Source organism: Aliirhizobium smilacinae (assembly GCF_006335145.1).
Taxonomy (GTDB): Bacteria; Pseudomonadota; Alphaproteobacteria; order Rhizobiales; family Rhizobiaceae; genus Neorhizobium; species Neorhizobium smilacinae.
This window is the reverse complement of the sequence record NZ_VDMN01000002.1, coordinates 704054-729682: the sequence shown is the minus strand read 5'-3', so window position 1 is coordinate 729682 and position 25629 is coordinate 704054. Positions and strand designations below refer to the sequence as shown.

The 25629-nt window shown below is 60.6% G+C and carries 24 protein-coding genes; 16 read left to right on the top strand and 8 right to left on the bottom strand.

All coding sequences use genetic code 11. The features are described from left to right. The first annotated feature begins 2 nt into the window (after positions 1–2). Positions 3–1115 carry an ABC transporter permease gene (locus tag FHP24_RS14120; protein WP_180355994.1) on the top strand — a complete coding sequence of 371 codons (1113 nt, stop codon included), beginning with the start codon at positions 3–5 and terminating at the stop codon, positions 1113–1115. Positions 1116–1124: 9 nt separating this feature from the next. On the opposite strand, the gene FHP24_RS14115 is transcribed toward FHP24_RS14120, so the two are convergent. The 3 genes from FHP24_RS14115 to FHP24_RS14105 all read right to left on the bottom strand — a co-directional run bounded on the left by FHP24_RS14115 (position 1125) and on the right by FHP24_RS14105 (position 6477). After that, positions 1125–4250, bottom strand: coding sequence for an efflux RND transporter permease subunit (locus FHP24_RS14115; RefSeq protein ID WP_139676817.1), 3126 nt, complete (start codon positions 4248–4250; stop codon positions 1125–1127). Beyond that, entirely contained in the window at positions 4247–5482 is a 1236-nt protein-coding gene (locus FHP24_RS14110) for an efflux RND transporter periplasmic adaptor subunit (RefSeq protein ID WP_139676816.1), read from the bottom strand. The genes FHP24_RS14115 and FHP24_RS14110 overlap by 4 nt, the downstream gene beginning before the upstream one ends. A 146-nt stretch (positions 5483–5628) precedes the next feature. Beyond that, positions 5629–6477, bottom strand: coding sequence for a MurR/RpiR family transcriptional regulator (locus FHP24_RS14105; protein ID WP_139676815.1), 849 nt, complete (start codon positions 6475–6477; stop codon positions 5629–5631). 100 nt (positions 6478–6577) lie between these two features. Here FHP24_RS14105 and FHP24_RS14100 point away from each other — a divergent pair, with 100 nt between their 5' ends. From FHP24_RS14100 to FHP24_RS14080, 5 genes are read left to right on the top strand one after another with little or no spacing between them, the layout of a single operon-like run. Beyond that, positions 6578–7315: a 5-formyltetrahydrofolate cyclo-ligase gene (locus FHP24_RS14100; RefSeq protein WP_139676983.1), complete on the top strand. Its 738-nt coding sequence runs from the start codon at positions 6578–6580 to the stop codon at positions 7313–7315. 43 nt (positions 7316–7358) lie between these two features. Next, a complete protein-coding gene (locus tag FHP24_RS14095) occupies positions 7359–8330 on the top strand; it encodes an ABC transporter substrate-binding protein (RefSeq protein ID WP_139676814.1) in 972 nt (323 codons plus the stop codon). Next, positions 8330–9100 carry an ABC transporter ATP-binding protein gene (locus tag FHP24_RS14090; RefSeq protein WP_139676813.1) on the top strand — a complete coding sequence of 257 codons (771 nt, stop codon included), beginning with the start codon at positions 8330–8332 and terminating at the stop codon, positions 9098–9100. The genes FHP24_RS14095 and FHP24_RS14090 overlap by 1 nt, the downstream gene beginning before the upstream one ends. Then, positions 9090–10700 carry an ABC transporter permease gene (locus FHP24_RS14085; RefSeq protein ID WP_139676812.1) on the top strand — a complete coding sequence of 537 codons (1611 nt, stop codon included), beginning with the start codon at positions 9090–9092 and terminating at the stop codon, positions 10698–10700. Before FHP24_RS14090 ends, FHP24_RS14085 begins: the two co-directional genes overlap by 11 nt. Positions 10701–10718: 18 nt before the next feature. Then, positions 10719–11474 carry a 5-formyltetrahydrofolate cyclo-ligase gene (locus tag FHP24_RS14080; RefSeq protein WP_139676811.1) on the top strand — a complete coding sequence of 252 codons (756 nt, stop codon included), beginning with the start codon at positions 10719–10721 and terminating at the stop codon, positions 11472–11474. Positions 11475–11590: 116 nt separating this feature from the next. Here the strand turns inward: FHP24_RS14080 and FHP24_RS14075 are convergent, their stop codons facing one another. Beyond that, a complete protein-coding gene (locus FHP24_RS14075; RefSeq protein WP_139676810.1) occupies positions 11591–12544 on the bottom strand; it encodes an IS110 family transposase in 954 nt (317 codons plus the stop codon). Between the two features lie 452 nt (positions 12545–12996). Here FHP24_RS14075 and FHP24_RS14070 point away from each other — a divergent pair, with 452 nt between their 5' ends. Together FHP24_RS14070 and FHP24_RS14065 are read left to right on the top strand one after the other, a co-directional pair. Next, complete coding sequence (locus FHP24_RS14070) at positions 12997–13791, top strand: MetQ/NlpA family ABC transporter substrate-binding protein (RefSeq protein ID WP_139676809.1); 795 nt, start codon at positions 12997–12999, stop codon at positions 13789–13791. A gap of 43 nt (positions 13792–13834) precedes the next feature. Beyond that, positions 13835–14884, top strand: a complete 1050-nt coding sequence (locus FHP24_RS14065; protein ID WP_139676808.1) for a lipoate--protein ligase family protein — start codon at positions 13835–13837, stop codon at positions 14882–14884. A 30-nt stretch (positions 14885–14914) separates the two neighbouring features. On the opposite strand, the gene FHP24_RS14060 is transcribed toward FHP24_RS14065, so the two are convergent. Further along, positions 14915–15418 (bottom strand): hypothetical protein, encoded by a 504-nt coding sequence (locus FHP24_RS14060; RefSeq protein ID WP_139676807.1) that lies wholly within the window; start codon positions 15416–15418, stop codon positions 14915–14917. A 257-nt stretch (positions 15419–15675) separates the two neighbouring features. On the opposite strand from FHP24_RS14060, the gene FHP24_RS14055 reads away from it, so the two are divergent. Beyond that, positions 15676–16776 carry a methyl-accepting chemotaxis protein gene (locus FHP24_RS14055; RefSeq protein WP_139676806.1) on the top strand — a complete coding sequence of 367 codons (1101 nt, stop codon included), beginning with the start codon at positions 15676–15678 and terminating at the stop codon, positions 16774–16776. Between the two features lie 16 nt (positions 16777–16792). Here the strand turns inward: FHP24_RS14055 and FHP24_RS14050 are convergent, their stop codons facing one another. Together FHP24_RS14050 and FHP24_RS14045 are read right to left on the bottom strand one after the other, a co-directional pair. Further along, complete coding sequence (locus tag FHP24_RS14050) at positions 16793–17206, bottom strand: type II toxin-antitoxin system VapC family toxin (protein ID WP_139676805.1); 414 nt, start codon at positions 17204–17206, stop codon at positions 16793–16795. Next, complete coding sequence (locus tag FHP24_RS14045; protein WP_139676804.1) at positions 17203–17469, bottom strand: type II toxin-antitoxin system VapB family antitoxin; 267 nt, start codon at positions 17467–17469, stop codon at positions 17203–17205. The genes FHP24_RS14050 and FHP24_RS14045 overlap by 4 nt, the downstream gene beginning before the upstream one ends. A gap of 125 nt (positions 17470–17594) precedes the next feature. Between FHP24_RS14045 and FHP24_RS14040 the strand changes: the two genes are divergently transcribed. The 6 genes from FHP24_RS14040 to FHP24_RS14015 all read left to right on the top strand — a co-directional run bounded on the left by FHP24_RS14040 (position 17595) and on the right by FHP24_RS14015 (position 22704). Continuing rightward, positions 17595–17972: a GFA family protein gene (locus FHP24_RS14040; protein WP_139676803.1), complete on the top strand. Its 378-nt coding sequence runs from the start codon at positions 17595–17597 to the stop codon at positions 17970–17972. 72 nt (positions 17973–18044) lie between these two features. Beyond that, the gene (locus tag FHP24_RS14035) at positions 18045–18470 is read left to right on the top strand and encodes an HD domain-containing protein (RefSeq protein WP_139676802.1); all 426 of its coding nucleotides are present in this window, start codon (positions 18045–18047) and stop codon (positions 18468–18470) included. A gap of 66 nt (positions 18471–18536) precedes the next feature. Beyond that, a complete protein-coding gene (locus tag FHP24_RS14030) occupies positions 18537–19316 on the top strand; it encodes an SDR family oxidoreductase (RefSeq protein ID WP_139676801.1) in 780 nt (259 codons plus the stop codon). Between the two features lie 144 nt (positions 19317–19460). Further along, positions 19461–19919, top strand: a complete 459-nt coding sequence (locus tag FHP24_RS14025; protein ID WP_139676800.1) for a MarR family winged helix-turn-helix transcriptional regulator — start codon at positions 19461–19463, stop codon at positions 19917–19919. Further along, complete coding sequence (locus FHP24_RS14020) at positions 19906–21600, top strand: MFS transporter (RefSeq protein ID WP_139676799.1); 1695 nt, start codon at positions 19906–19908, stop codon at positions 21598–21600. Before FHP24_RS14025 ends, FHP24_RS14020 begins: the two co-directional genes overlap by 14 nt. Positions 21601–21636: 36 nt before the next feature. Continuing rightward, complete coding sequence (locus tag FHP24_RS14015) at positions 21637–22704, top strand: HlyD family secretion protein (protein WP_139676798.1); 1068 nt, start codon at positions 21637–21639, stop codon at positions 22702–22704. A gap of 108 nt (positions 22705–22812) precedes the next feature. On the opposite strand, the gene FHP24_RS14010 is transcribed toward FHP24_RS14015, so the two are convergent. Then, positions 22813–23928 carry a glycoside hydrolase family 25 protein gene (locus FHP24_RS14010; RefSeq protein WP_139676797.1) on the bottom strand — a complete coding sequence of 372 codons (1116 nt, stop codon included), beginning with the start codon at positions 23926–23928 and terminating at the stop codon, positions 22813–22815. A 263-nt stretch (positions 23929–24191) separates the two neighbouring features. Between FHP24_RS14010 and FHP24_RS14005 the strand changes: the two genes are divergently transcribed. Continuing rightward, the gene (locus FHP24_RS14005) at positions 24192–25628 is read left to right on the top strand and encodes a sensor domain-containing diguanylate cyclase (RefSeq protein WP_139676796.1); all 1437 of its coding nucleotides are present in this window, start codon (positions 24192–24194) and stop codon (positions 25626–25628) included. The last annotated feature ends 1 nt before the right edge of the window (position 25629 follow it).

The window sequence follows — 25629 nt, the reverse complement described above, 5'->3', positions numbered from 1 at the left end:
CCATGTTCTCGTCCAACATCTTCCAACTCGGCCTCAAGGAGTTGCGCGGCCTCGCCCGCGATCCGATGCTTTTGCTGCTGATCGTCTACGCCTTCAGCCTGCAGATCTATACCGGCTCCAGCGCCATGCCGGAAACGCTGAACAATGCAGCCGTCGCCATCGTCGACGAAGACCAGTCGCCGCTCTCCAGCCGCATCAGCACCGCCTTCATGCCTCCCTATTTCGTACCCCCGAAACAGATCTCGATTGCCGAAATGGACAGCCGCATGGATGCCGGGCTCGACACATTCGCGCTCAACATCCCACCGGATTTCCAGCGCGATGTGCTGGCCAATCAGCAGCCGGTCATCCAGCTCAATGTCGATGCGACCCGCATGAGCCAGGCCTTCAGCGGAAACGGCTACATCCAGACCATCGTTGGAAATGAGGTCAGCGAATTCCTCGATCGATACCGCGGCGCAAGCAGCGTCCCCGTCGACCTGACGCTCCGGGCACGGTTCAACCCGTCGCTCGACAAGTCCTGGTTCGGCTCGATCACCAATATCATCACCTCGATCACCATGCTGTCGATCGTCCTGACCGGTGCTGCCCTCATTCGCGAACGCGAACATGGCACGATCGAGCATCTGCTCGTCATGCCGGTCACGCCGACGGAAATCATGATCAGCAAGATCTGGTCGATGGGCCTCGTCGTGCTGCTCGCCTCGAGCTTTGCTCTTTTCGTCGTGGTGAAAGGCCTGCTGTCAATCCCGATCGAGGGATCGGCGGCAGTCTTCCTCCTCGGCACGGCGCTGTTCCTGTTTGCCACCACCTCCATGGGCATATTTCTGGCAACGGTCGCAGGTTCCATGCCGCAATTCGGCCTGCTGCTGATCCTCGTGCTTCTGCCGCTTCAGGTCCTCTCAGGCGCGATGACGCCGCGTGAAAGCATGCCGGATATCATCCAGTACATCATGCTTCTCGCCCCCAACACGCATTTCGTCATCCTCGCCCAGGCCGTGCTGTTCCGCGGCGCGCAGCTCGATGTGGTCTGGCCACAACTGCTGGCGCTGCTGGTCATCGGCTCGGTCCTGTTCTGGATGGCACTGCGCCGCTTCCGGCGTTTCCTCAGATAGGCACTACCATCACTCCGCCGCGATTGCCGGACGATGATCGTCATTGCTCTCGGTCCGCTCCTCGTCCTTGCGGCGGCCGAGGCGGCTGAGGAACCGGCCGAAACGGTCCATTTCGACAAAAATCACCGGCGTAATGAACAGCGTCAACGCCTGACTAACGATCAGGCCACCAACCACGGCTACACCCAATGGCTGGCGAAGCTCCGACGAAGCGCCGCCGCCGATGGCGATCGGCAATGCACCGAGCAGCGCGCAGAATGTCGTCATCATGATCGGACGGAAACGCCGCACGCTTGCCTCATGGATCGCGGCCGCAGCACTTTCGCCTTTCTCCCGCATCGTCTCCACCGCCACGTCTATCATCATGATGGCGTTCTTCTTGACGATGCCGATCAGCATCAGAAGGCCTATCAGCGCGATGATCGAAAGGTCGAAGCCGAACAGTTTCAGTGCCAGAAGCGCGCCGAATGCCGCGGCCGGCAAGCCGGAAAGAATTGTCAGCGGATGAATGAAGCTCTCGTAAAGCACCCCGAGCACAACATAGATGGTCAGCACGGCGGCGAGGATCAGCAGTGGCGTATTGCCCTGGCTCTGCTGAAAAATCTGTGCCGTACCGCCGTAAGAGGTGAACACATCGGCCGGCATGTCGAGCGATGCCTTGATCTGGTCGATGGCCGCAGTCGCATCGCTGAGCGCAACATTGTCGGGCAGGTTGAACGAAATGGTCGTTGAGACGAGCTGGCCGGTCTGGCTGATCGTCACCGGTGCCGTCTTGCGCTCCACATGGGCGAAGTTCGACAGCGGCACCAGCGTGCCGTTGGACGACATGACCCGCACCTGCTGCAGCAACTGGTCGTTCCACTGCCGGCTGGTATCGAACTCGACGATGACCTCGTAACTGTCGCCCGTCGACTGAATTTCGGCAGCATTATAACCACCGAAAGCCATTTGCAGCGATTTGCGCAACGTGTCGTCGGTAATGCCGAAACGGGCGGCCTTTTCCGTATCAACCTTGATATCGGCCTCGATCGCGTTGTTCTGCGCATCGGACGTCACGTCGGTAAAATGCTGCCGGTCCTGCCGCATGGCGGCCTGCAGCTTGCCCGACCATTCATTCGTATCGTCCACTTTCAAGGCCTGGACGACGAGCTGGTACTGGCTGGCGGTGCTGCGCCCGCCGAAGCGAAGGCTCTGCTGCGGCGTGATGAAGGCGCGGATACCGGCGATCTTGCCCGTCGCCTGCCGCAGCTCCTGCAAGGTTTGCTGCAATGGCGGCCTGCTGTTCCGGTCCTTCAGTTCCACAAAAACCGTGCCGTTGTTGAGCGGGCTTCGGCTGTTGCCGCCGACCGTCGAGGTCACGTGGTTGACCGCCGGGTTGGCGCGGATCGCCTCCACCACCTGAGCCTGCAGGTCGCGCATCGCCGCATAGGAAATGTCTTCGCGTGCACGGGTCGAAACCGAAAGCCTGCCGATGTCTTCCGTCGGGAAAAAACTGCTCGGGAGCGTCTTGAACAGATAAAGAGAACCGCCGACCGAGGCCAGGAAAACCAGCATGATCACCGTCCGGTGCCGCAGGCACCAGCCAACCGACCGGTCGTAACCGCGCAGCGTCTTCTCGAAACCGCGATCGAACACCCGGACGATCAGGCTCGGCCGATGATGCCTGTCCGACATCCGCGATCCCAGCATCGGCGTGACCGTCAGCGACACCACGGCCGAGGCAACGATCGCAAGCGCAACCACCATGCCGAATTCGTTGAACAACCGACCGACCACGCCGCCCATCAGCAGGATCGGAATAAACACCGCGATCAGCGAGATCGACATCGAGATAATCGTATAGCTTACCTCCGCTGCCCCCTGCAGCGCCGCCTGCCGCACCGGCATTCCGTCCTCGATATGCCGCATGATGTTTTCGAGCATCACGATCGCATCGTCGACCACCAGCCCGACGGACAGTGTCAGCCCCAGAAGCGAGATATTGTCGATGCTGTAGCCGAGCAGATACATGGCGCCGAATGTGGTGATCAGCGATAGAGGCACAGCAAGCGCCGGCACGATCGTGGCGGAAACCCGCCCGAGGAACAGATAGATCACCAGCACGACAAGCGCGATGGTCAGCCCAAGCGTGAACTGAACGTCCGAGATCGATTCGCGGATCGACGTGGAGGAATCGTTCATCACATTGAGCGTGACCGATGCCGGTATCTCCGCCGTCAGCGCCGGGATCTTCGCTTTCACCGCATCGACGACGGCCACCGTATTGGCATCCGGCTGGCGCTGCACGGCCAGCACGATGGCTGACTGGCCGTCATACCAGCTGCCCGCATCGAGGTTCTCGACACTGTCCTCTACCCGCGCGATATCGCCAAGATGGATCGGCGCGCCGTTGGGCGATGCTATCACCAGCGAGCGGAACTCCTGCGCATTGGTGCGTTGCGTGTCGGCATTGATCGTCAGCTTCTGGCTGCCGTTCTGCAGCGAGCCGACCGGTGCCTGGCTATTGGCAGCCTCGATCGCGTTCGTCACGCTCTGGACGCCGAGACCCCTTGCCTGCAGCTTGTTCGGGTCGACCTCGACACGAACGGCATAGGTCTTGGCCCCGAAGATCGACACCTCGGCAACGCCGGGCAGTGTCGAAAGCGTCGGCGAGATAACGTTTTCGGCAATTTCGTCCACCTTGCTCGGCGGCAGGCTGTCGCTTTTCACCGTCAGAAGCAGGACCGGCGCATCGGCTGGGTTGGTCTTGCGATAGCTCGGCGCCGTCGTCATGTTGTCCGGCAACTGCCGGCTTGCCTGTGAAATCGCCGCCTGTACGTCGGCGGCAGCGGCATCGATATCACGGCTCAGATCGAACTGCAGCACGATCGAGGAATTGCCGAGCGAGTTTGTCGCGCTGATTTCACTGATGCCCGGAATGGTCTCGAATTTCTTGATCAACGGGGTGGAAACCGCCGTCGCCATCGTCTGAGGCGAAGCGCCGCTCAGCGACGAGGACACGTTGATCGTCGGAAAATCCACCTGCGGCAGGGCTGCCACCGGCAGCATCCGATATCCGGCAAGCCCGGCCAATATGGCCCCGATGGCAAGAAGCGTGGTGGCGACGGGACGCCTGATGCAGAATTCGGGGATCAATTGTTGGCTCCCAGTTCAATCACGGCATTGACCGAGGCGGTATCGCGGCTCGCAGCGGAAAAATCCTCATGGACCGTCGCCCCATCGGCAAGCTGCGACTGCCCTTCGATCACGACATGCGCGCCGTCCTCGATCCCTTTGGTGATCGCCGTGTCGCTGCCATTGGCGCGGGAAATCGTCACCGACGTCTTGTGGGCCTTCCTGTCATCGCCGATCGTATAGACAAAGGGGCTGTCGGCTCCCGGATTGACTGCAACCGTCGGCACGACGATGTCTTCTCCGCCGCCACCGAAACGCACCGTCACGTTGACGGACTGGCCCGGCCACAAAGCCCCATCCGGATTGTCGAACTTCGCCTTTGCCAAAATGGTTCCCGACGCGGTGTCGACCGTATTGTCGAAGAAACTGAGCTCGCCGCTGACGATCTCGTTCGAAGACCATTGCGGCAGCGCATCGACCGCCACTGCACCACCGGCAAATCCCCGGCGCAATTCGCCGAGATAGCCTTCAGGCAGATGGAAATTCACATAGATCGGATCGTATTTGGCAATCGTCACGACGGTCGAGCCTACACCGAGATAGGCACCGACACTGACCGTGATATCGCCGAGACGCCCGTCGAACGGCGCGCGGATTTCCGTGTGATCCAGATTGACCTGATCGGCTGCGATCGTGGCTTTGTCGCTCTGCACCGTCGCTGCATTGGTATCTCGCGTCGCCTGAGCCTCGTCGACGGATTGCTGTGTCCCGGCACTGCGATCGACCAGCGTCTTTGCCCGCGCAAGTGCCGTTTCGGCACCTCTGAGCGAAGCTTCGTCCCGCGCCAGCAGGGCCTTGTCCTTGTCGAGAGCGGCCACGAGGCTACGATCGTCCAGCTTGGCGATCAGGTCGCCGGCCCTGATGACATCGCCGTCATGCGCGGCGATCGACATCACCGTTCCGGCTTGCTGCGCGGCGATCGTGGTGTTTTCATCGGCAACGGCTGCGCCCGTCGCGGTCACATCGAGAGGCAGCGTCATCTTCACTGCGGCAATAGTCTTGACCGCCGGCGGCTGGCCGTTGCCGCGTCCACGCTGGCCATTGCTGCCGCCCCCCTGCTGTGTCTCGGTCGAAGCCGTCTTATCTGCGGGAGCTTGCGGATAGAGATGATCGAGAAAGGGAAGCTGCGCTCGAAAATGCCAGCCGGCTGCGGCCACCACGGCAATACAGGCCACGATCCAGATCTTCTTCATGCCGATGGTTCTCCATGAGGGCCTTGCCTCTGCGGAGGAGGATATTGCGCTCAAAACGGCGAAAATCCAGCGAGCACAGCGTCCTGCGGATTAAATCTTGGTAAGGATGCAGCGGACTTAATGAAGCAGGAATATTACCGGACCGCTCAGTAAAGATCGCCCAGTTCCTCGTGAATGGCCGATATGATCTCGGCCCGCTGTTGCGCAGACCTGCCGGAATGGGCCGCATAGGTCAGCGCCAGCAGCCTCACCGTACTCAATATCGTCGTATGCGAAGGGCCAAGCGCAAAGCTCGCCACATGGCAGGGCAGCACGACATTCGAGTAGCGTTGCGCCTCCAGCATCGAAGTCCGGTCAGTGATGGTGATGACGTTGAGACGACTTGTCGCGGCGTGGCTGAGGATCGGTTTGAGGATCGGCTGGTGCGGCGGCAGCGTCACCAGAAGCAGCACGTCCTTCGGCCCGGTCATGGCCAGATCTTCCGCCCATGACCCCTGGTTGATGCCCAGAATCATCACACTGTGCCGCAGCCGCGAAAACATCAGCCGCGCATATCGCGCCACGCCCTCTTCCGTGCCGAGCCCAAGCACCCACACCTTTGGCGCCGCGGCAATCAGCTCGGCCGCTTCGCGCACCTTGTCGGAGCGCATTTCCTCAAACGTCTTGGTCAGATTTTTCAGCTCGAGTTCCAGATGCGCGCCGATCGTACGCCCCAGCGCCACCTGTTCCGATTGCGTGACCGAATACCCGTAAGGCTCCGTGCGATTGCGCTCCTCGCGTGCCTGCAGCTTTACCTCGTTGAAATCCGCATAGCCAAGATGCTGGAAGAATCGCGCCGCGGTTGCCTTGGAAACCCCTGCCATTTCGGCGATCTCGGTCGCCGAATGGGTCAGGATATCGTCCTGCCGGTCAAGGATCAGCTGGGCGAGTTTCTGCTCTCCGGCTGTCAGCCGCTGATAGCGTTCCTGAATGCGCAAGACGAGACGCGAGGCCATGATTTCTCCGGTTTGCCGCTCTGCATAAAAAGACTAGCACCCCTCTTGCAACAATGAAACTATTGTTTCACAATTATGAAACATTGAAACAGAGGCCATGATGGCACAACCACGCGTGATCCGGCAGAGAATTTGGGATAACCTCAAGGTTGTCGCTCGCCCCGACACGCGCTTTCACTTGAGCTTCAGCGAGTTCATTCCGGATTTCGACGGCGTCGAACAAGCGACCGACCGGATCGTCGCCCTCCCGGCCTTTGCCGACAGCAAGCTGGCTTTCGTCACGCCCGACAATTCCATGACCGAACTGCGCCGCCGGCTGATCATCGAGGGCAAGGCCTTTGTCATGTCGACCTACAACATGCAGCGCGGCTTTCTCTACATGGCGCCGGGCATCGTTCCGCCGGAAGCCGCCCCATTCGCGGCATGGTTGGACGGAATGGAACATTTCGCCCGCCCCATCAGCCTTGAGGAGCTGACCGGCATCGGCCGTTTCGACCTCCTCGCCACCGGTGCATCGGCGGTGACGAAGGATGGTATCCGCTTCGGCAAGGGCCACACCTATTTCGATCTCGAATGGGGCATGTTCACCGATCTCGGCCTGATCGACGAAAAGACGCCGGTCGCCGCGATCGTCCACGATGTTCAGGTGGTCGATGAGCAACTGAGCCCCAGCGAAACCGATATTCAGGTCGATTACATCGCCACACCCAACCGGATTTCGACGGTCGAACGCCTCACCCGGCGCCCCCGTGGCATCAAGTGGGAGCAGCTGACGCGGGACGAGATCGTCAATACGCCGCCACTGAAAGAACTTGCCCGCATGCGCGGCATCGCCTGACGAATTTACCTAAGCCATCACCCCGATAACAAGGAACAGCCCGATGCATCTTTCCCTCAACCGCCGCCATTTCATGGGCCTGATGGGCGCCGCCGCGACCGTGCCGATGATGGGCCGCTCGGCCTCTGCCGCCACGCCTTTCAACTTCCAGGCCTCGTGGATCAACGATGCCGAATTCGCCGGTTATTTCCTCGCGGCCGACAAGGGTTATTACAAGGAAGCCGGCCTTGAGCTGGAATATCTCTCCGGCGGCCCGGACGTCATCCCGGAAAGCTCGATCATCGCCGGCAAGGCCGACCTGACGCTGACGACGCCAGACACCACGATCAAGGCGATCGTCGAACAGGGCGCGCCCTTCAAGATCATCGGCGCCCAGTACCAGAAGAACCCGATCGGCATCGTCTCGCTGGCGAAAAACCCGATCAAGCAACCGAAGGACCTGATCGGCAAGACGCTCGCCGTGCCGCCGGTCAACGTCATCTCGGTCGAAGCCATGCTGAAGATTTCCGGCATCGACCGCGCCCAGGTCAACATCGTGCCTTACGCCTACGATCCGACACCGCTGATCAAGGGCGAGATCGACGCTTCCGTCGACTTCACCACCAACGTGCCTTTCACCATCAAACAGGCCGGCGAGGAAGCAACCTCCTTCCTGCTTTATGACTTCGGCTTCACCATCTTCAACGACACCGTCGTCGTCACCGAAGAAGTGCTGAAGGCCAAGCGCAAGGAAATCGTTGCCTTTCTCAAGGCCAGCCGCAAGGGCTGGGAAGAAAACCTTGCAGACCCGGCTGCCTTCCCCAAGACCTTTGCCGACACCTGGTTCAAGGGCACCGGCCGTTCGATCGAAAACGAGGTCTATTTCAACACTGCGCAGAAGCCGCTGATCGAAAACGCCAACGGCATCTTCTCGATGAGCGAGGAAGCGATTGCCGCCAATATCGAGGCGCTCGCCGCCGTCGGCATCACTGCCAAGCGCGAATATTTCGACACCACCGTTCTCGAAGAAGTTTGATGATCTCGAATACCGGCATCACGCTTGAAACCGTCTCGCGCTCCTTTCAGGGGCGCGGGACTGTCGTTCAGGCGCTCGACAATGTTTCTCTCGATTGCCCGGCAGGCTCGTTCACCGCGCTGATCGGCCCATCCGGCTGCGGCAAGTCCACCATGCTGCGTCTGGCGCTCGGCCTCGATGACGCCACATCGGGCGAGATCGGCGTTGCCGGCATGAAACCGCAACAGGCGGCAAAGGCCGGCCTCACCGGCGTAGCCTTTCAGGATGCCGCCCTGATGCCCTGGCGCAGTGTCGAGGACAATATCGCCCTGCCGCTCGACGTGCTCGGTCGCAAACGCTCCGATTTCACCGCCAAGATTGACGGCCTGATCGACCTCGTCGGTCTCAAGGGCTTCGAGAAGTCGCTGCCCGGCGAACTGTCAGGCGGCATGCGCCAGCGCGTGTCGATTGCCCGTGCCCTCGTCACCGATCCGAAAGTCCTGTTCCTCGACGAACCTTTTGGCGCGCTCGACCAGATTCTCCGCCGCCAGATGAATATCGAGCTGCAGCGCATCTGGATGAAGAACCGCGCAACGACGCTGCTTGTCACCCACGGCATAGACGAGGCTGTCTTCCTCGCCGACCGTGTCGTCGTCATGCAAAGCCGACCGGGCCGCATCGGCAAGGTTGTCGATATCCCGCTCGCCCGCCCCCGCCTGCCGGAAATTTTTACCACACCGGAATTCCATGCCCTCGAAGATCAGGTCGCGGAGGCGCTGGATGGCCACTGAGACGGCGCTTGGAGCATCTTCCGGGACAACCAAAAGCGAAACCGGTTTTCGCCACTGGTCCGCGCTCAGAAACGCAGCAATTCTGCTCGCCCTCTGGGAAGTCCTCGGCCGCTTCAAGCTCGTCGCCGGCGGCGCTTTGCCTGCCCCGACCGAAGTCCTCATCCGCTTATGGTCGGATCGCGGTGATTATCCCTTACATATCCTCGCGACCTTCCAGGGCGCATCCCTCGGCTTCCTGATCGGCAATGGCCTCGCCATCCTCGCCGGCATCCTCTTCGCCGTCTCACCGGTCGCAGCACGCCTCGGTCGCGGCCTCAATGTCGCGATCTTCGCGCTGCCGCCGATCGCCATTTCCCCGATCCTGGTGCTGACCTTTTCAGGCATGACGCCGCGGGTCGTGCTCGCCGCACTCGGCTGTTATTTCGTCACCATGAGCGCCACCGTCACCGGCATCAGCCAGACGGACAAACGCATGCTCGATGTCGTGCGCGCCTATGGCGGCGGACGCCTAGCTCTTCTCTGCCTCGTCGAAATCCGCTCCGCCCTACCCGCCATTCTCGCCGGCCTGCGCGTCGCGGCACCGGCCGCCGTGCTCGGTTCGATCCTGGCGGAATTCGGCGGCGGCGGCCGTTTCGGCCTCGGCGCCTATCTGATCGGCTCGCTCGGCCGCGCCGATCCCGCCCGTCTCTGGGGCATCGGCCTTGCCGCCACCGCCATGGCGCTGATCGCCTACGGCATTTTCGCGCTTATCGAAGCCCGCCTCACCCGCTCCACCCGCGCCGTCACCGTTGCCGCAACGCCGCCCGGCATCCGTTCCGAGGGCAGCCTTGTTTCGACAATCGCCATCACGCTCGCCTCGATCACGCTCCCTTTCATCGTCTGGTGGCTGCTGCTAAAAGTTCTCGGCACACCGGCAATGATTGCCAAGACACCGGCCGGCGTCTTCGACTATCTCTTTCTGGCACCGTCAGCGACATCGGCCCAGACGCGCCTCCTCGCAGCACTCGGCCAGACGCTGCCGATGACGCTGATCGGCATGGCCGCCGGCCTCGCCTTCGCCTTTGCGCTGGCGCTCGCCTCGGTCGTGCGCCCCGGCATCGTCCGTTCGTTCATGCCGGTGGCGCTGGTGACGCAGACCATGCCGCTCGTGGCGCTGACGCCGCTTCTCGTGCTGCTTCTCGGACGCGGGCCTTCGCTCATCCTCTGGATCACCATCTCCGTCACGTTCTTCCCGGCCTTCGTCACGCTGGCGCAGGGTCTCGGCATGGTCTCGCGCGGGGCGCTCGATGTGGTGCGCGCCTATGGCGCCAGCCCCTTCACCGAGCTCAGGCTCGTCTCGATCCCGGCGTCCCTGCCTTATCTCTTCGCCGCCATGCGGCTTGCCGTGCCACGTGCGCTTTTGGGCGTGATGATCGCCGAATGGCTCGCCACCGGCACCGGGCTCGGCAATCTTCTGAACCAGTCGAGAGGGTATCTCGACTACGGTATGATCTGGACGGTCGCCGTGGTCTCGGTCCTCATCTCGGTCCTCTTCTATCAAATCGTCATCGTCATCGAACGGCATGTGCTGCAAAAGCGCGGCATGCAGCCGGCCGCCTGAATGTTACAAGGAGCCCCCATGTCCACCCACGCTGAAATCGCCGATCATAAGTCTTCTGTGCGCGAACGCGTCTGGACCGAATTGCGCAAGGTCGCCATCGCCGACAGCCGTTTTCATTTCGATTTCGCCGAATTCATCGCCGATTTCGAAGGAGGCGAAGCGGCCGTCGACCGCCTGCTCGACAACCCCTATTACCGCGACGCCCGCCTGATCTTCATCACTCCCGACAACTGCCTCGACCGGCTGCGTTTGCAGGCCTTGAAAGACGGCAAGCTGGTGCTGATGACCACCTATTCGATCAAGCGCGGCTTCTGGCTGCTCGATCCATCGAAGATCGCGCCCGAACTCTATCTTTACGCCTCCACGCTCGACGGCATGGAGCGCATCGGAAAGCACATGACGCTCGCCGAGATCCAGACCAAGCTGCCGAATGTCGATTACATGGTCACCGGCACCGGTGCGATCAATCTTGAAGGCGTGCGTTTCGGCAAGGGCCACGGTTTCTTCGATGCCGAATGGGGCATGCTCTATCAGCTCGGCAAGATTTCCGTCGAAACCCCCTGTGCCGCCGTCGTCCACGACTGCCAGGTTCTGTCGGAAAAGCTCAACCCCGATGTCTATGACACCGTCGTCGATGTCATCTTCACCCCCACCCGCACAATCGGTGTCTGCAGCCCGCACAAGCCGACCTGCGGCATCATCTGGGACCGCCTCGACCAGCACATGTTCGACACCATCCCGCCGCTGCAGGAACTGAAAGCCATGGGTCTCTGATCCCCGCTCCTCCGGTTGCCGGCAGCGATGTCGATAGCCCCGGATTGCTGGCAAGGCTTACGGTTCAGCATCACCAAGGTCTCTTTAGCCATGAGCGGCAACCAACCTCTCCCTCATCAAGTCAGTTGCGTCTCGTATTCTTTTAGCCTCGCATTTGCGATGACGACGATGCGTCGCATGATGGCGTTGATTGCGAGGCGCTTCGGCTTTCCGGCTGCGACGAGCCGTCGGTAGCCGTCTGCCAGGGGGCTCGTTCCGCGGATTGCCGTGAGGGCGGCGGTGAAGAGCACCGGCCTGATCTGTCGTCTTCCGCCCGAGGTGACTCGATGGCGCTGCATTGCGCCGCTATCGCGCGGATGAGGCGCGCAACCGGAAAGGCCGGCAGCCTTGCGGCGATCGATATGGCCAAGCTCGGGCATGGTGGCGATCAGCATGGCGGAAACGACGGGACCAATGCCGGGAACCGATTGCAGAATGGTTCTGCGTTGCGCCATCTGCGGGCTTTTGGCGATCAGCAGGTCGATCTGCCTTTCTGTCTCCACAATGCGCCGGTCGAGATCTCGGACATGGCTTTTGATCTGAGTTGCAATCGGCCTGTTGCGAGGGGCTGCCAGCCTATTGGTTTCCTGCACCCGCATGGCCACGAGATCGGCGCGACGGGCGACAAGCAGTTTGACCATGCTTTGCGTCTTTTCCGGCAGTTGCCAACGGCAAAGCCTGGTGCCGCGATCAAGTGCGTAATGGGCCAGGAAGCGCGCATCGATCGGATCGGTCTTGGCTCTGGTGCCGAAGGAGCGGATGAAGGCCTTGACCTTGGCAGCATCGGCCCGGTGGGTGGGAATGGCGAGGGCGGCAAGGACGCTCAGCAGCATGTCCTCGTATCCGCCGGATGCATCACAGACGGCCAGCACATCGCGGCAGCCTGCATAGGGTTCAAGCGCCTTTCGAAGGGCCGCTGGTGTATTTTCGACGGTGCTTGTCTGATGGCTTCGGCTGTCGAAGATGGTGACGGTCCGGCAGGAGACGTCACAGCCGAGGGCGAACTGGATTTTATCGGCATTCGGGGTCATGATGGTGCTCCATGCTTAGCATTGTCTGCGGGCGCGGCGAAAGCCGGCCCTTTCAAGTCAACAAGCGATGCGAAGCTGGTGCGGCAGCGGCCCACCATGAGGCCGGTCGGAAAGACCTATTCCTGTCCGGGCGCGCCACCGCATGATCCCCGGGAAGGCCATCCCGGGGATCATCCAGGCTTCGGCAGCAGTAAAGCACATTTCTCGATAGACAATCCCTGTGCTTGTCACAGGAGTGAGGGTGATTGAGGCCACGTCGTCGAAAACAGCTCCGTCGGTGATCTGCGGTTATCACCAGAACTACCGGCAACGCCTCTCCAGCCCATAAACTTGACTCCATAAGTACAATTTTTATTTCCCCCATGGATTGCATCGACAAACAGAGGTAAAGCACCGCAAAACTGCGGTGCAGTGACAGTGTCGCCGCGCCGATCCCATTTGCGAGCACGTCCATGACCTTTCGCCGGCATATCCTCCCAATCGCAATCCTGATGGCAGCATCCCTCACCGCCTCGATCGCCGCGGCGCAGGATGAGGCTCCTTTGCGCATCGCGCTTGCCACCAGCATTTCCAATCAGGCTGCAGAAGTTGCCGCCGAAGAGGCGAAGGCCCAGGGCCTCAAGGTCGAACTCGTCGAGTTCAACGACTGGAACACGCCCAACATCGCTGTCGCCGACCGGGAAATGGATGCCAACCTCTTCCAGCACATCCCCTATCTGGAATTCACCAATCAGGCCGGCGGCCGCGATCTTGTTGCCGTTTCGCCAGCCTATGCCACGCCCTTCGGCATCTATTCCAAGAAATACAAAACCCTGGAAGAACTGCCCGACAATGCGCAGATCGCCTTCTCCGGCGACGCCGTCAACACCGCCCGTTCGCTGCTTCTGCTGCGGCAGGCCAAGCTGATCGAGCTGAAACCCGGTATCGGCCATCGCGCCACACTCGAAGATGTCGTCAAGTGGGTGAAGCCGCTGCGTGTCGTGCAACTCGACGGACCGCAGATCGCCCGCGCGCTCGATGATGTCGATGCCGCCGCCACCTACCCGACTTTCGCCAAGCTTGCAGGCCTTAACCCGGCCTCCGGCCTGATCTTCGAAAACGACCCGATCTATGCCTTCCAGTTCGTCACCCGCCCCGACATGCGCGACGATCCGCGCCTGCGCAAATTCATTGACATCTACCGCGGTTCTGACGCTGTAAAGGCAAAGCTCCGCTCGCTTTACGGTGACCTCGTCTCCTTCCCGTGAGCACGGGCGGGCAATAATTACGGCATAGTTGGGAAGCAGCACGATGCATGGTGAATACAAGGTCCAGGGCGGAAAGCTCGTCGTCGTAGAAGTCGAGATCCAGGATGGTCTCCTTTCGAATGTCCAGGTCTCGGGTGACTTCTTCCTCGAACCGGCGGAAGCGCTGGACGATATCCGTCTCTCGCTGGAGGGCCTTGCCGCCTCAGCCAAAGTGGAGGACATCGTTGCCGCTATCCGTGGCGGATTGCGGCCGGGCGCCGAAATGATCGGCTTCAGCCCCGAGGCTGTCGCGATTGCGGTGCGCCGGGCGCTCGGCGTCACCGGCACCTGGCGCGATTACGAATGGCAGATCATCGAAGCGCCCGCTCAGACGCCGACCATGCATCTGGCACTCGATGAAGTGCTGGCGAGGGAAGTCGGCACCGGCCGGCGCGGCCCCTGTCTGCGGTTCTGGGAATGGGAACGCCCGGCCATCATCATCGGCAGTTTCCAGTCGCTCCGCAACGAAGTGGACATGGAAGCCACCGCCGAATTCGGCATCGAAACCGTCCGCCGCGTCACCGGCGGCGGCGCGATGTTGGTCGAACCCGGAAACAGCGTCACCTATTCGCTTTACGCGCCGGCCGAACTGGTGCGTGACATGAGCTTTGCCGATTCCTACGCCTTTCTCGACGACTGGGTCTTAAAGGCGCTCCAGTCGCTGGGCATCGACGCCTTCTACAAGCCGCTCAACGATATCTCCAGCTCCAAGGGCAAGATCGGCGGCGCTGCGCAAAAGCGTTTTTCCTCCGGCGCCGTGCTGCACCACGTCACCATGGCCTATGACATGGATGCCGAGAAGATGGTCAAGGTCCTGCGCATCGGCCGCGAAAAACTCAGCGACAAGGGCACAACCAGCGCCGTCAAGCGCGTAGATCCCCTGCGCAGCCAGACCGGCCTGCCGCGCGAAGAGATCATCCGCCGGATGAAAGAGACCTTCGTTTCCCTCAACGGCGGCACGACCGGCACGATTTCTGACGCGGAATATGCCGAGGCGGAGAAGCTGGCGAAAGAAAAATTCTCTACAGAAGAGTGGCTGCGGCACGTCCCGTAATTTTGCCGCGTAAAGCCGATTGTAGGCAGTTTACTGGCGCAAATCGATGCTGCTCGTCACCACCGACTTGCCGCTTGCCGGATCCTTGTCGATGGTCTGTAGCCTCAATCGGTTTTCACCGAGTTTGGCGATCGTCATCGTTGCCGACCGGTCACCGTTGATGTCCCTCACCCAGCGGACGGCCAGATTGATCGAATCCCCCTGCCGGCTACCCGAAAGAGATGACGGCTGGCCCGAAGGTCCGGTATAGGTGCCGCTATAACGCGTGCCCTTTGCCTTCAATGCCGCCGAAATCGAGCGGCTGACGACGACGAGACTGCGGCAGGTGCCCTGCATCGACAGGTCGGAAGACCCGGCGGCAAAACCGATATCGCAGCGAACGTTGACGGATTTGCCACCGATACGGGTCAACACCGTCCCGCCACCTGACCATTGTCCATCGATCGATTTGAGAAAATCGCTCTCCGCCGCGTTGGCCGCGAGAGGAAAGCAGAAAGCTGCCGCCATCGCGGTAGTGAGGAACTGCGCACGCATCCTGACCTCCATGAAATAATGGGGTCCAAACGCCGGGGTTCGCAAGATGTTCCGGTCCGCGCGACCGGGCACAGCCGCGGGCCCTCTTCCATTACCCGCACCTGCCGACAGCCCGCCCCTCCACACCAAAAAACGGCTGAACAGCAAAATATCGCTCTTTCCGTTCCCGCAAAGATTTAAATTAACCAAGCAAAAACCAGAGCGTGCAAAATATAGACATATTGTCACATCTCCACTTTTTATTTCAGGATCTGCAAATGATACCCGTACAGGCAGAAAAGCAGCAGCATGCCGCGACGCCCCGTTCGATGCAGGTCATCACGGATGGCATCGGTAAGGATCTAGAGCGCTTCAGCACCGACAACACGCATGTCGTCAAGCAGATCAAACTTCTGGCCATCAACGCCCTGATCGAGGCGGCCCGCGCCGGCGAGATGGGCAAGGGGTTTGCCGTCGTCGCCAACGAAGTGCAGCGGCTGGCCCAGATCGCCACCGACATCGCCTCAAAATTCGAAAGCAACGTGCTCGGCCGCATCGGGCTGACACGCACCATGGCGGATTCCCTTGTCCACGAAATGGAAGGCGTCAGACTTACCGACCTCGCCCAAACCCTGGTTCAGCTGATCGTGCGCAATCTGTTCGAACGCACCGCCGACGTCCGCTGGTGGGCGACGGATACTGCGCTCTGGCAGGCCCTGGCCGACCCGCAGGCCGAGCGGCGCGCTTTTGCTGCAGAGCGGCTCGGCGTCATCAACCGCTTCTACACGGTCTATCTCGATCTCGTCATGACGGATCTCTCCGGCAAGGTCATCGCGTCTGCCAATCCGAAATTCCAGCGCAAGTTGATCGGCACCTCGCTTTCGGATGAACCATGGTTCCTGGCCGCCAGGCGCTGCGCTTCCGGTGACGACTATGTCGTCGACGAGGTCAAGCGCTCCGCCCCGCATGACAACCGGACGGCGCTCGTCTACGCAACCGGCATTCGCGACGGCGGAAAACTCGACGGCGCTCTGCTCGGCACGCTCGGGGTCTATTTCGACTGGGAAAACCAGGGCCAGTCAATCGTCGACAAGGAGGCAAACCTGCCGCCTCATGTGGCGGAAAAGACCACCGTTCTGCTGCTTGACGGCAACAGCCGCGTCATCGCAACCACGAACCCCGCGATGCTGTTCACGCATTTCGTGCTCGCCAACCCGAGCGGACAGGCGTCGGGCAGCTATTACGACAACAGCGGCTCCATTGTCGCTTATGCAAGAACCCTTGGTTATGAGGATTACGACGGCCTTGGCTGGTACGGCGTGGTTGTCCAGAAACTGGAAAACGAGGAAGAAATCCGCGCAACGCTGAACATTCGCTAGGTTGCCGGCCCTATTTTCAAAAATTCCAGGGCGATATGAGATCCAATCCACAACCCTGAAAATCCTTGAGATTTCGGGTCGCAAGCCTGCCGCCATTGATAAGCGCTATGGCCGCAATCAGGCCATCGGGCACGGACATGGGCCGCCCGCTGTGCACGGCTTTCCCCATGATGTCGCCATAGGCCAAAGCTGCATGTTCGGTCACGGGAAAAATCCTGTCCGCGAAACGGCGACGCCAGTCAGAAAGCGCCTGTTCGAGCCGATCAGCTCTCTCCTGCGGTCGTATCTTGCTGATCCCGAACGCAATTTCGGCAATTGCGATTGTCGGCAAGGCCAGTTCGGCGTCATACCGTGCCAGCCAGGCCATGACATTTTTGTCGGGATCGCGCTTCAGGGTTTCGGAGATAACGTTGGTGTCGAGAAAGATCACAGGTCGATACCCTGATGGGGCTTTCGGTTTTCGTTGATGATCGTCTCCAGATCGATGTCACTTCCTTCATTGGAAGACGCCTGCGCATGTTGAGAGATTCGTGCGTAAAATGCCGCCGCCGGCTCGCGGCCGGCTTCGCGAATCTCATAGGCTTCCAGCGCACGCTCGACGATATCGGCGATCGATCTATTTTCACGTCGGGACAGCCGGTGGGCCAGATCCCGCGCCTTGGCACTTCGAACGGAAAGTTGCGGTTCGACCATGTGACGGCCTTTCGAATGAGTGCTCTGCCATCAAGATAGCATTTGATGGCAAGATGGCAAATGACGATATCTGGTCGGATCGCGGATCGGCACTAGTTCGTTTCATAAGCCTTGGAGGAGTCACCATGATTATTCGTTCCGGAAGCTGTCTTTGCGGGAAGGTTCGCTACAAGGTGAAGGCGGACCCTATCCGTATCGGACTTTGCCACTGCATGGATTGCCGAAAGGAAAGCGGTTCGGTTTTCGCCACGTTCGGAATCTGGCCTGCCCATGCGTTCGAGGCATCGGGAGAGGTCCGCTATCACGAAGGACGCGGTTTTTGCGTGAACTGTGGTTCCCGCGTCTTTTCCGAACCGGCAGAGGACGAGGTCGAGATCCGGGTCGGGTCGCTGGATATGGCACCGACCGATGTTCAGCCCACTTACGAATTATGGGTCAAGCGCCGCGAAGACTGGCTTGCGCCGCTGGACGGCGCTGAACAGTTCGAGGAAGACCGGCTCTGATCCATATCGCCATCTGCAAAGCGCTTTGATATGCCTTCGCTCCAGCAGAAATCACGGCACGGTGAGACCCCGATGACCTACGAGACACAACTGAGCAAGGCGATCGGCATCGCCACCAAGGCCCATGAGGGGCAGTCCAGCAAAACGGGTGGCCCGTTCATCGATCATGTCCGGCGGGTGGCAGAGCATGTCACGGGGGAGGACCAGACGCTCGTTGCCTGGCTCCACGACGTTGTCGAAAAAGGCCCCGGCTGGACTTTCGAGCGGCTGCGCGAAGAAGGCTTTTCGGAAAGCGTCGTCGATGCGGTGGATGCAATGAGCAAACGGGACGGCGAGGACTATTTCGATTTTGTCCGCCGCTCGATCGCAAACCCGCTGGCTCGCCCGGTAAAGCGGGCAGACCTTACCGACAATCTTGCCCAGATGCGCCAGATGGGCGGCGATGGCAGCAAATTCGCCGAAGGCCTGCGCATTCTCACCGACACCTATCCAGATTGATCGGAACCTCGTCCTGCCTCTTTCGTTGCCGCGGTTGGAACACCGTCAGAAACGAGAGGATAGCCGATGGAACTTCAATCGAAAGTCGCTCTGGTCACCGGCGCAGGTTCGGGCATTGGACGCGCTTCGGCAATCCGGCTGGCAGAAGCCGGCGCCATCGTCGGTCTTCTCGGCCATACGCTGAGCGAGCTTGAGAAAACCGCCGACCTGATCAGGTCGGCAGGCGGCAAAGCCATCACTCTCGATGCAGACGTCGCCGATGAAACCGCCATGCATGCCGCTATCGATACCTTGATTGCCGAGACCGGCAGGCTGGACGTCGTCGTCGCCAATGCCGGTATCAACGGCATCTGGGCCCCCATCGATGATCTGAAGCCCGAGGAGTGGGACCAGACGATCCGGGTCAACCTACGCGGCACCTATCTGACGCTGAATGCCAGCGTCCCACACCTGAAAAAACAGGGCGGCTCTGTGATCGTCGTGTCCTCCATCAACGGCAACCGCACCTTCAATACACCGGGCGCAACCGCCTATGTCGCCACCAAGGCCGCTCAGGTGGCGATCGTCCAGCAACTGGCACTCGAGCTGGGGCGACACCGGATCCGCGTCAACGCGGTCTGCCCGGGCGCCATCGAGACCAGCATCAACGACAACACCAAGGTTCGCGGTGAAGAGGAGACAGCCGTCCCTGTGGAATTCCCTGCCGGCGACATTCCGATCACCGGCGGCAAGGCGGGCCGAAGCGATGATGTCGCGTCGGTCATCCTGTTTCTTGCTTCGGATGCGTCGCGCCATGTCACGGGAACGCCGGTTTATGTGGATGGTGGCCAAGGCCTGCTGCGGTAGCGATTCCCTGCGTCCCACACACAACGAGTAAATCTGACCGCAACCCATGCAAAATACAGATACCTGACTTGCGCATGGTCAAGTGTTGAAATTCGATAGTTTGGGTGCTAACTAATGTTGCAGATAAACTTAGTGTGCTAACCAATGCCCTACACAGATCAGACCGCGTCGGAATTTCTGGAAGAGCTGACCAAGGTCAGCCGAAAGATCCGCACGACATTCAACAAGAAGGTCACGGCTCATGGCCTGACCTATCCGCGCGCCCGTGCGCTCTTTCGCCTGGCCAAGAAGCAGAACATGACGCAGACAGAACTCGCCTGCGATCTGGAACTCGAGCAGGCGACGCTTGTCCGGCTTCTCGACCGCATGGAGGAAAACGGCCTGATCGAACGCCGTCCCGATGCCAACGACCGGCGGGTCAAGCTGATCGCGCTGACCGAACATGGCGAGGAGCAGGCAGCTTTCGTGCGTGCATTGGCCGACCAGATCCGTCACCAGTTTTTCGAGGGCATCGATGAAGCCGAACTGAGACAGACCATCGAACTGATGCAGCGGATTTCCGAGAACGTCTCCAATGTGGAGGTCGATGATGTCCGCGCGTGAGGCCACGATCAGAAGCGAAGATCAGCAGATCGGACCGCCTGAGGCCGCCACAGCCGAGGTCCAGACGCCGCCACCTGCGCCGGCGCCGGCAGCACCGCCAGCCTTCGTGCCGAAGCCGCTGCCGATCGCGCTGCTTTATGCGCTGACCTCGCTCACGGCTGCCGTCATGCAGGGCCTGGGCACGGCAATGATCTCCACCAACCTGCAGCAGATCGCCGGACCTCTGGAAGCGACCCAGAACGAGGCCGCCTGGCTGATGGCCGCCTATCTCTTCCCCAATGCCAGCCTCGGCCTGTTCCTGTTCAAGGTCCGTACCCAATACGGTATCCGGCAGTTCTGCGAACTGGCGATCATCCCTTATGTGATCATCAGCCTCGCGCATCTATGGGTCAACGATCTGAGCCTCAGCATTGCGCTGCGCTTCTTCGCAGGTGCTGCGGCCGCGCCGATCTCGTCGATGGCCTTCCTCTACATGCTGGAAATTTTCCCGCCGGAAAAGAAACTGAACATCGGCCTCTGCCTCGCCCTGATAGGCCTGTCGCTGTCGACGCCGATCGCCGGCCTCATCTCGCCGTCGCTGCTCGATATCCATGACCTGCGCGGCCTCTATCTCGTCGAACTGGCGCTGGCGCTGATCGTCTTCGGCCTGATCTACATCCTGCCCTTGACGTCGCCACCCCGCGCCAAGGTCATCTCGTCGATGGACTATGTGAGCTACGGCCTGCTGGCCACCTCGATGGGCTGTCTCGCGGTCTTCTTCACCATGGGCCGGCTTTATTGGTGGCTGGAGGCCAACTGGTTGGCCTGGGTGCTGATCACCGGCATTGTCAGCGGCACGCTCTGCATCATGCTGGAGCTCAACCGCAAGAACAATCTGATCGACGTGCGCTGGATCGGCTCGTGGGAGATCGTCCACTTCGCCGGCGTGCTGCTCGTCTTCCGCATGCTGCTTACCGAACAGTCGACCGGTGCGATCAACTTCTTCCGCCAGCTCGGCCTTTTCAACGAGCAGATGGCGCATCTCTATTGGGCAGTGCTGATTGCCAGCGTCGCCTCCGGCCTGCTCTGCGCCATGTTCATGAAACCAGGCCGCGAGGCCTCCATACACCTGCTCGCCCTGATCCTGATTGCCGCCGGCACCCTGATGGACAGCCAATCGACGGTTCTGACGCGCCCCGACCAGATGCTCCTCAGCCAGTCGCTGATCGCTTTCGGCAGCGGCCTCTTCCTGCCGCCCGCCATGGCCGTCGGCTTTGCCGCGGCGCTGAAGAAAGGCCTCACCTATATCATAAGCTTCATCGCGGTGTTTCTCTTCACCCAGAAGGTCGGCGCCTTCATCGGCAGCGCATTGTTCGGCAGCTTCGTCACCTGGCGTGAGCAATATCACTCCGCCATCCTGACAGCCCGACTTCTGCCGACCGATCCGCTCGTGGTGCAGCGCCTCAACCAGTATGTGGCCGCCTATAGCCGCACCGGCTCCGACGCCGCCCAGCACACGATCCAGGGCACCAGCACCTTCGCCAAGCAGGTCCAGCAACAGGCCTATGTGCTTGCCTATAACGACGCGTTTTTCGCGACATTCCTCATCGCGGTTGCAGCCATCGCGCTGCTGCTGCTTCACATCCTCTGGAACAACCGCCACCGGTTTTCGCGTAACACAGACACCCCGCAAACTGCCTGACGCCCGCAACCTGGCCCCAAGAACAAGTCAAAGACCATGAAATCCGTATTCCGCTCTCTCGCAACCTATCTCGCGGCCGCCGTCGGCATCGCCGGTGTGCTCATCATTCTCTATGTCTGGAACCTGCCGCCCTTCAAAGGCTCGATCGAGACTACCAATGACGCCTATGTCCGCGGCCAGGTCACGCTGCTCAGCCTGCAGCTTGCCGGCTATATCGTCGAAGTGCCCGTGCAGGACTACCAGAAGGTCAAGAAGGGCGATCTCATCGCTCGCATCGATGACCGCATCTATGCCCAGAAACTGGAACAGGCCAAGGCGACGCTGGCATCGGCCGAAGCCTCGCTTGCAAACTCAGAGCAAAGCCGCAAGTCTGCCGAAGCCAAGATCGTCTCTGCCAAGGCAGCCGTAGAAAGCGCCGATGCCGCCTTCAATGCAGCCAAGACCGCCTATAACCGCACCCAGTCGCTGCTGAAGAGCAATGTCTCGACCCAGAGCGATTTCGAAAAGGCGCAGGCCACCTACGACCAGGCACAGGCAGCCGTGCATCAGGCAGAAGCAGCCGTCCTTGTCGCCGAACAGGATCTCAACACGATCGTGGTCAACCGCAGGACGCTGGAAGCGACCGTCGAAGGCGCCAAGGCTTCGGTCGAGCTCGCCGATATCGACCTGCAGAACACCCGTATCACCGCCCCGCAGGATGGCGAACTCGGTGAGGTCACCGGCCGACTTGGCCAGTATGTCTCGATCGGCACCCAGCTCGCTTCGTTGGTGCCCAATCATGTCTGGGTCGTCGCCAATTACAAGGAGACGCAGCTTGAAGGGATGAAGCCGGGACAGGAAGTCACCTTCACCGTTGATGCCCTCGGCCACCAGAGTTTCAAGGGCAAAATCGAGCGCTTCGCGCCCGCCACCGGTTCCGAATTCTCCGTCATCAAGTCCGATAATGCGACCGGCAATTTCACCAAGGTCGCCCAGCGTATCCCTGTCCGGATCGCAATAGAGCCGAACCAACCACTCACCGACAGCCTCGTTCCCGGCATGTCGGTTGTCGCCAGCGTCGACCTCGCGCAGCAAAGTGGACCAGCTCTGGCGCAGGGCAACTGACACCGCCGTCAGCCTGTCACAGCGTCCTTTCCGGACAAAAGAAGCCCCGCGCCGTGTTCAGCATCCCGGCGCGGGGCTTTTTCGATCTCGAATTTTGAGGGTTCCTGCTCAGCGTCGGGCGACGGCGCTTCCCGACCCGGTGGATCGCGCCACCCAGTCGTGCCAGCCTTCCTCGCCGCCGTTAAAAACATTGAGGTCGATCTTGCCTTCGACGCCCTGCGACAGGCCCGATCCAGAATACTGCCAGAATAGCCACTTGCGATCCGGATAGATTTTCGACGGATGCGCAGCGACCGATCTCAGCCAGAACGGATAGTCGCGGAACTGGCCTTGCAGATGATCCTTGTAGAAATCCGGCGCCGTATAGATGACCGGGCGCTGGCCGTAATGCCGTTCCAGCCTGTCCATGAAGACCTGCATCTTCTCAAGCACCCGCTCGGTCGACAGCTTCATCTTGCAACCAGACTGGTGATTGTATTCCACATCGATCACCGGCGGCAGCGCATCGGGATCGCGCGGCACGTTGCGGATGAACCAGTCGGCCTGTTCACCAGCGGTACGGCACCAGTAGAAGAAGTGATAGGCACCGCGACGGATGCCCGCCTGCTGCGCTCTCGCCCAGTTCGTCTTGAACATCGGGTCGATATGATCGCCGCCATCTGTCGACTTGATATAGGCGAAGTTGGCGCCCTGGGTGCGCAGTTTCGCCCAATCGATATTGGCCTGCCAGCGCGACACGTCGACGCCGTGTACGGCGAAATGCCGGGGAGCGACACGACCGAAATTCATCGGCTTGGCGTCGCTGAAACGATGGCCGTAGACCCTCAACCGCTGCCCGCCACCGGACGGCGGCATGGGCTGGCTATACGACGGATTGATCGCCGGCCTGAGCGAAGCGACGGGGCGCTCCGCAGGCACCGGCATGCCGACCGTGGTCTGCAACCCGTCGAAAGCATGCGTACCCTCACCCCCGCCATTCCAGGCCAGAGCATGCGGATCGTTGACTGCGGCGGGCGGCGCGATCGCCGCAACCGGTGTCGGATCGATGGCCGGAACGGAAGCGGACGGCATATACGAAGGAACGATCGCGGACGATGGCGCAACCCGTGCGGTCTTCACCGATGCCGGCGGTACGGTCAGCGCCGTCTCTGTGCTCGAAGAGGTGCAACCGGACAGGCCGATGCAGGTGGCAAGGATAGCCGAGGTGGCAGCAGAAAAACGCATGAGAACCCGTACGCAATACACCCATCCCGCCCTGGCTGCCCCATCTCAGGCGCAATACGGGATTTCACTAACAGGACCTTACCGAGAAAACCTAAATGCAATCTTTACGAGTCGTTCACGTCACCGGCATTTAAGGAGCTTGTGCTAATAAAATAGTCGCTGATTATTTCATATACGCGACTGGCGATAACGCCATCGTGAGAACTTGCATCCGATAGTCGCGCTCATTGACATAAGCCAAATTCCAAGAGCGTCTCCACCCTATGCGCTTCATCCATTTCAGGCTCGTCGGTCCGGTCATCATCGCAGTTGCGATCCTGATCGCCGGAATGGCGGCCATCCCCTATTTCGGCATCGCCCAGATCGATGCCGACCTGCGCCAACGGCAGGAAACCCTGGTCAAACACAATATCGACCTGTGGATCAGCGATATCGAGTTCTCGCTGACGGCCTGGACGATATGGGATGAGTCCATCGCCAAGATCGACAACAGCTTCGATTTCGAATGGACCGACCGCAATATCGGTGCGTCCCTGATCGGCACATCCCGCACCCGCTTTGCCGCGGTGCTCGATCATGACGACAGGCTGATCTATTCCCGCACCGACGACAGCATCAAGGATCGCGGCTTTTTTACACGCGGCGTTCCGACTGTCATCGAGGATGCGGCCGCTCTGGTGGCGAATGTCCGCTCAAGGGAACCCGGGCGCATCATCGAAGGCATCCCGAAACCGGTCAGCATCAGCCGTATCGAAGTTTTAGGCGACGATGCAGTCCTGATGACGGCCGCACTGTTTCAACCGGATTTTTCAACGGCAAAGCCGAAAGGCGCGCGCGCGCCGATCCTGATCACGGCCATGCCGATTACCGGAACCATCCAGGAATTCTTCGGCACACGCTTCCTGCTCGACGATGCGCGGATCGGCTCTCTAGCGGGTATTACGCCGGACCGGGGCCATGTCGAGATCGCCGTCGGGCCGAATGGAGAACCTCAGGTCCTGTCCTGGCGCCCGCCAAGCCCGGCCGCCGACCTGTTGTACCGCTCTCTCCCGCTGCTCGTCACCGTCGGCCTCCTCCTACTGGCCACCGGCATCTTCACGGTGCGGATGTCGCGCAACGCCGCCCGTACGCTTTTGTCGCGGGAAAAACGCATGCGTCACGCTGCAACCCATGACTTCCTGACCGGCCTCGCCAACCGCGCATTGCTGGAGCCGGAATTCCGCTCTTTGAGCGAAAGGGGGCCGCTCGCCGTCATCTGCCTTGATCTCGATGGCTTCAAAAGCGTCAACGATACCTATGGCCACGCCATGGGCGATGACTTGCTGAAAACTGTCTCCGCCCGGCTTCGTGCAAATACGCGGGAAACCGACCGCCTCTTCCGCCTCGGCGGTGACGAATTCGCCATTCTCATGCCGGAAGTCTCGGCAATCCAGGCCGAGGGGATCTGCCAGGATCTTTCGATATCTCTGGCAAGGCCGATGGGGCTGTCGAAAGGCGACGTGTCGATCGGAGCTTCCTTCGGCATCAAGCTTGTCGAAAAAGGCGAAACATCTTGCGATGCGGCACTCGGCGCGGCAGACGCGGCGCTCTATCACGCCAAAGCCTCTGCCCGCGGCAGTTCTGTTCTATCGAGCAACCTCCCGCCTGCCCGGCCGGAGGCATTAGCCTCAATTCCTACAGCCATCCGCCGCAGCGCCTAAG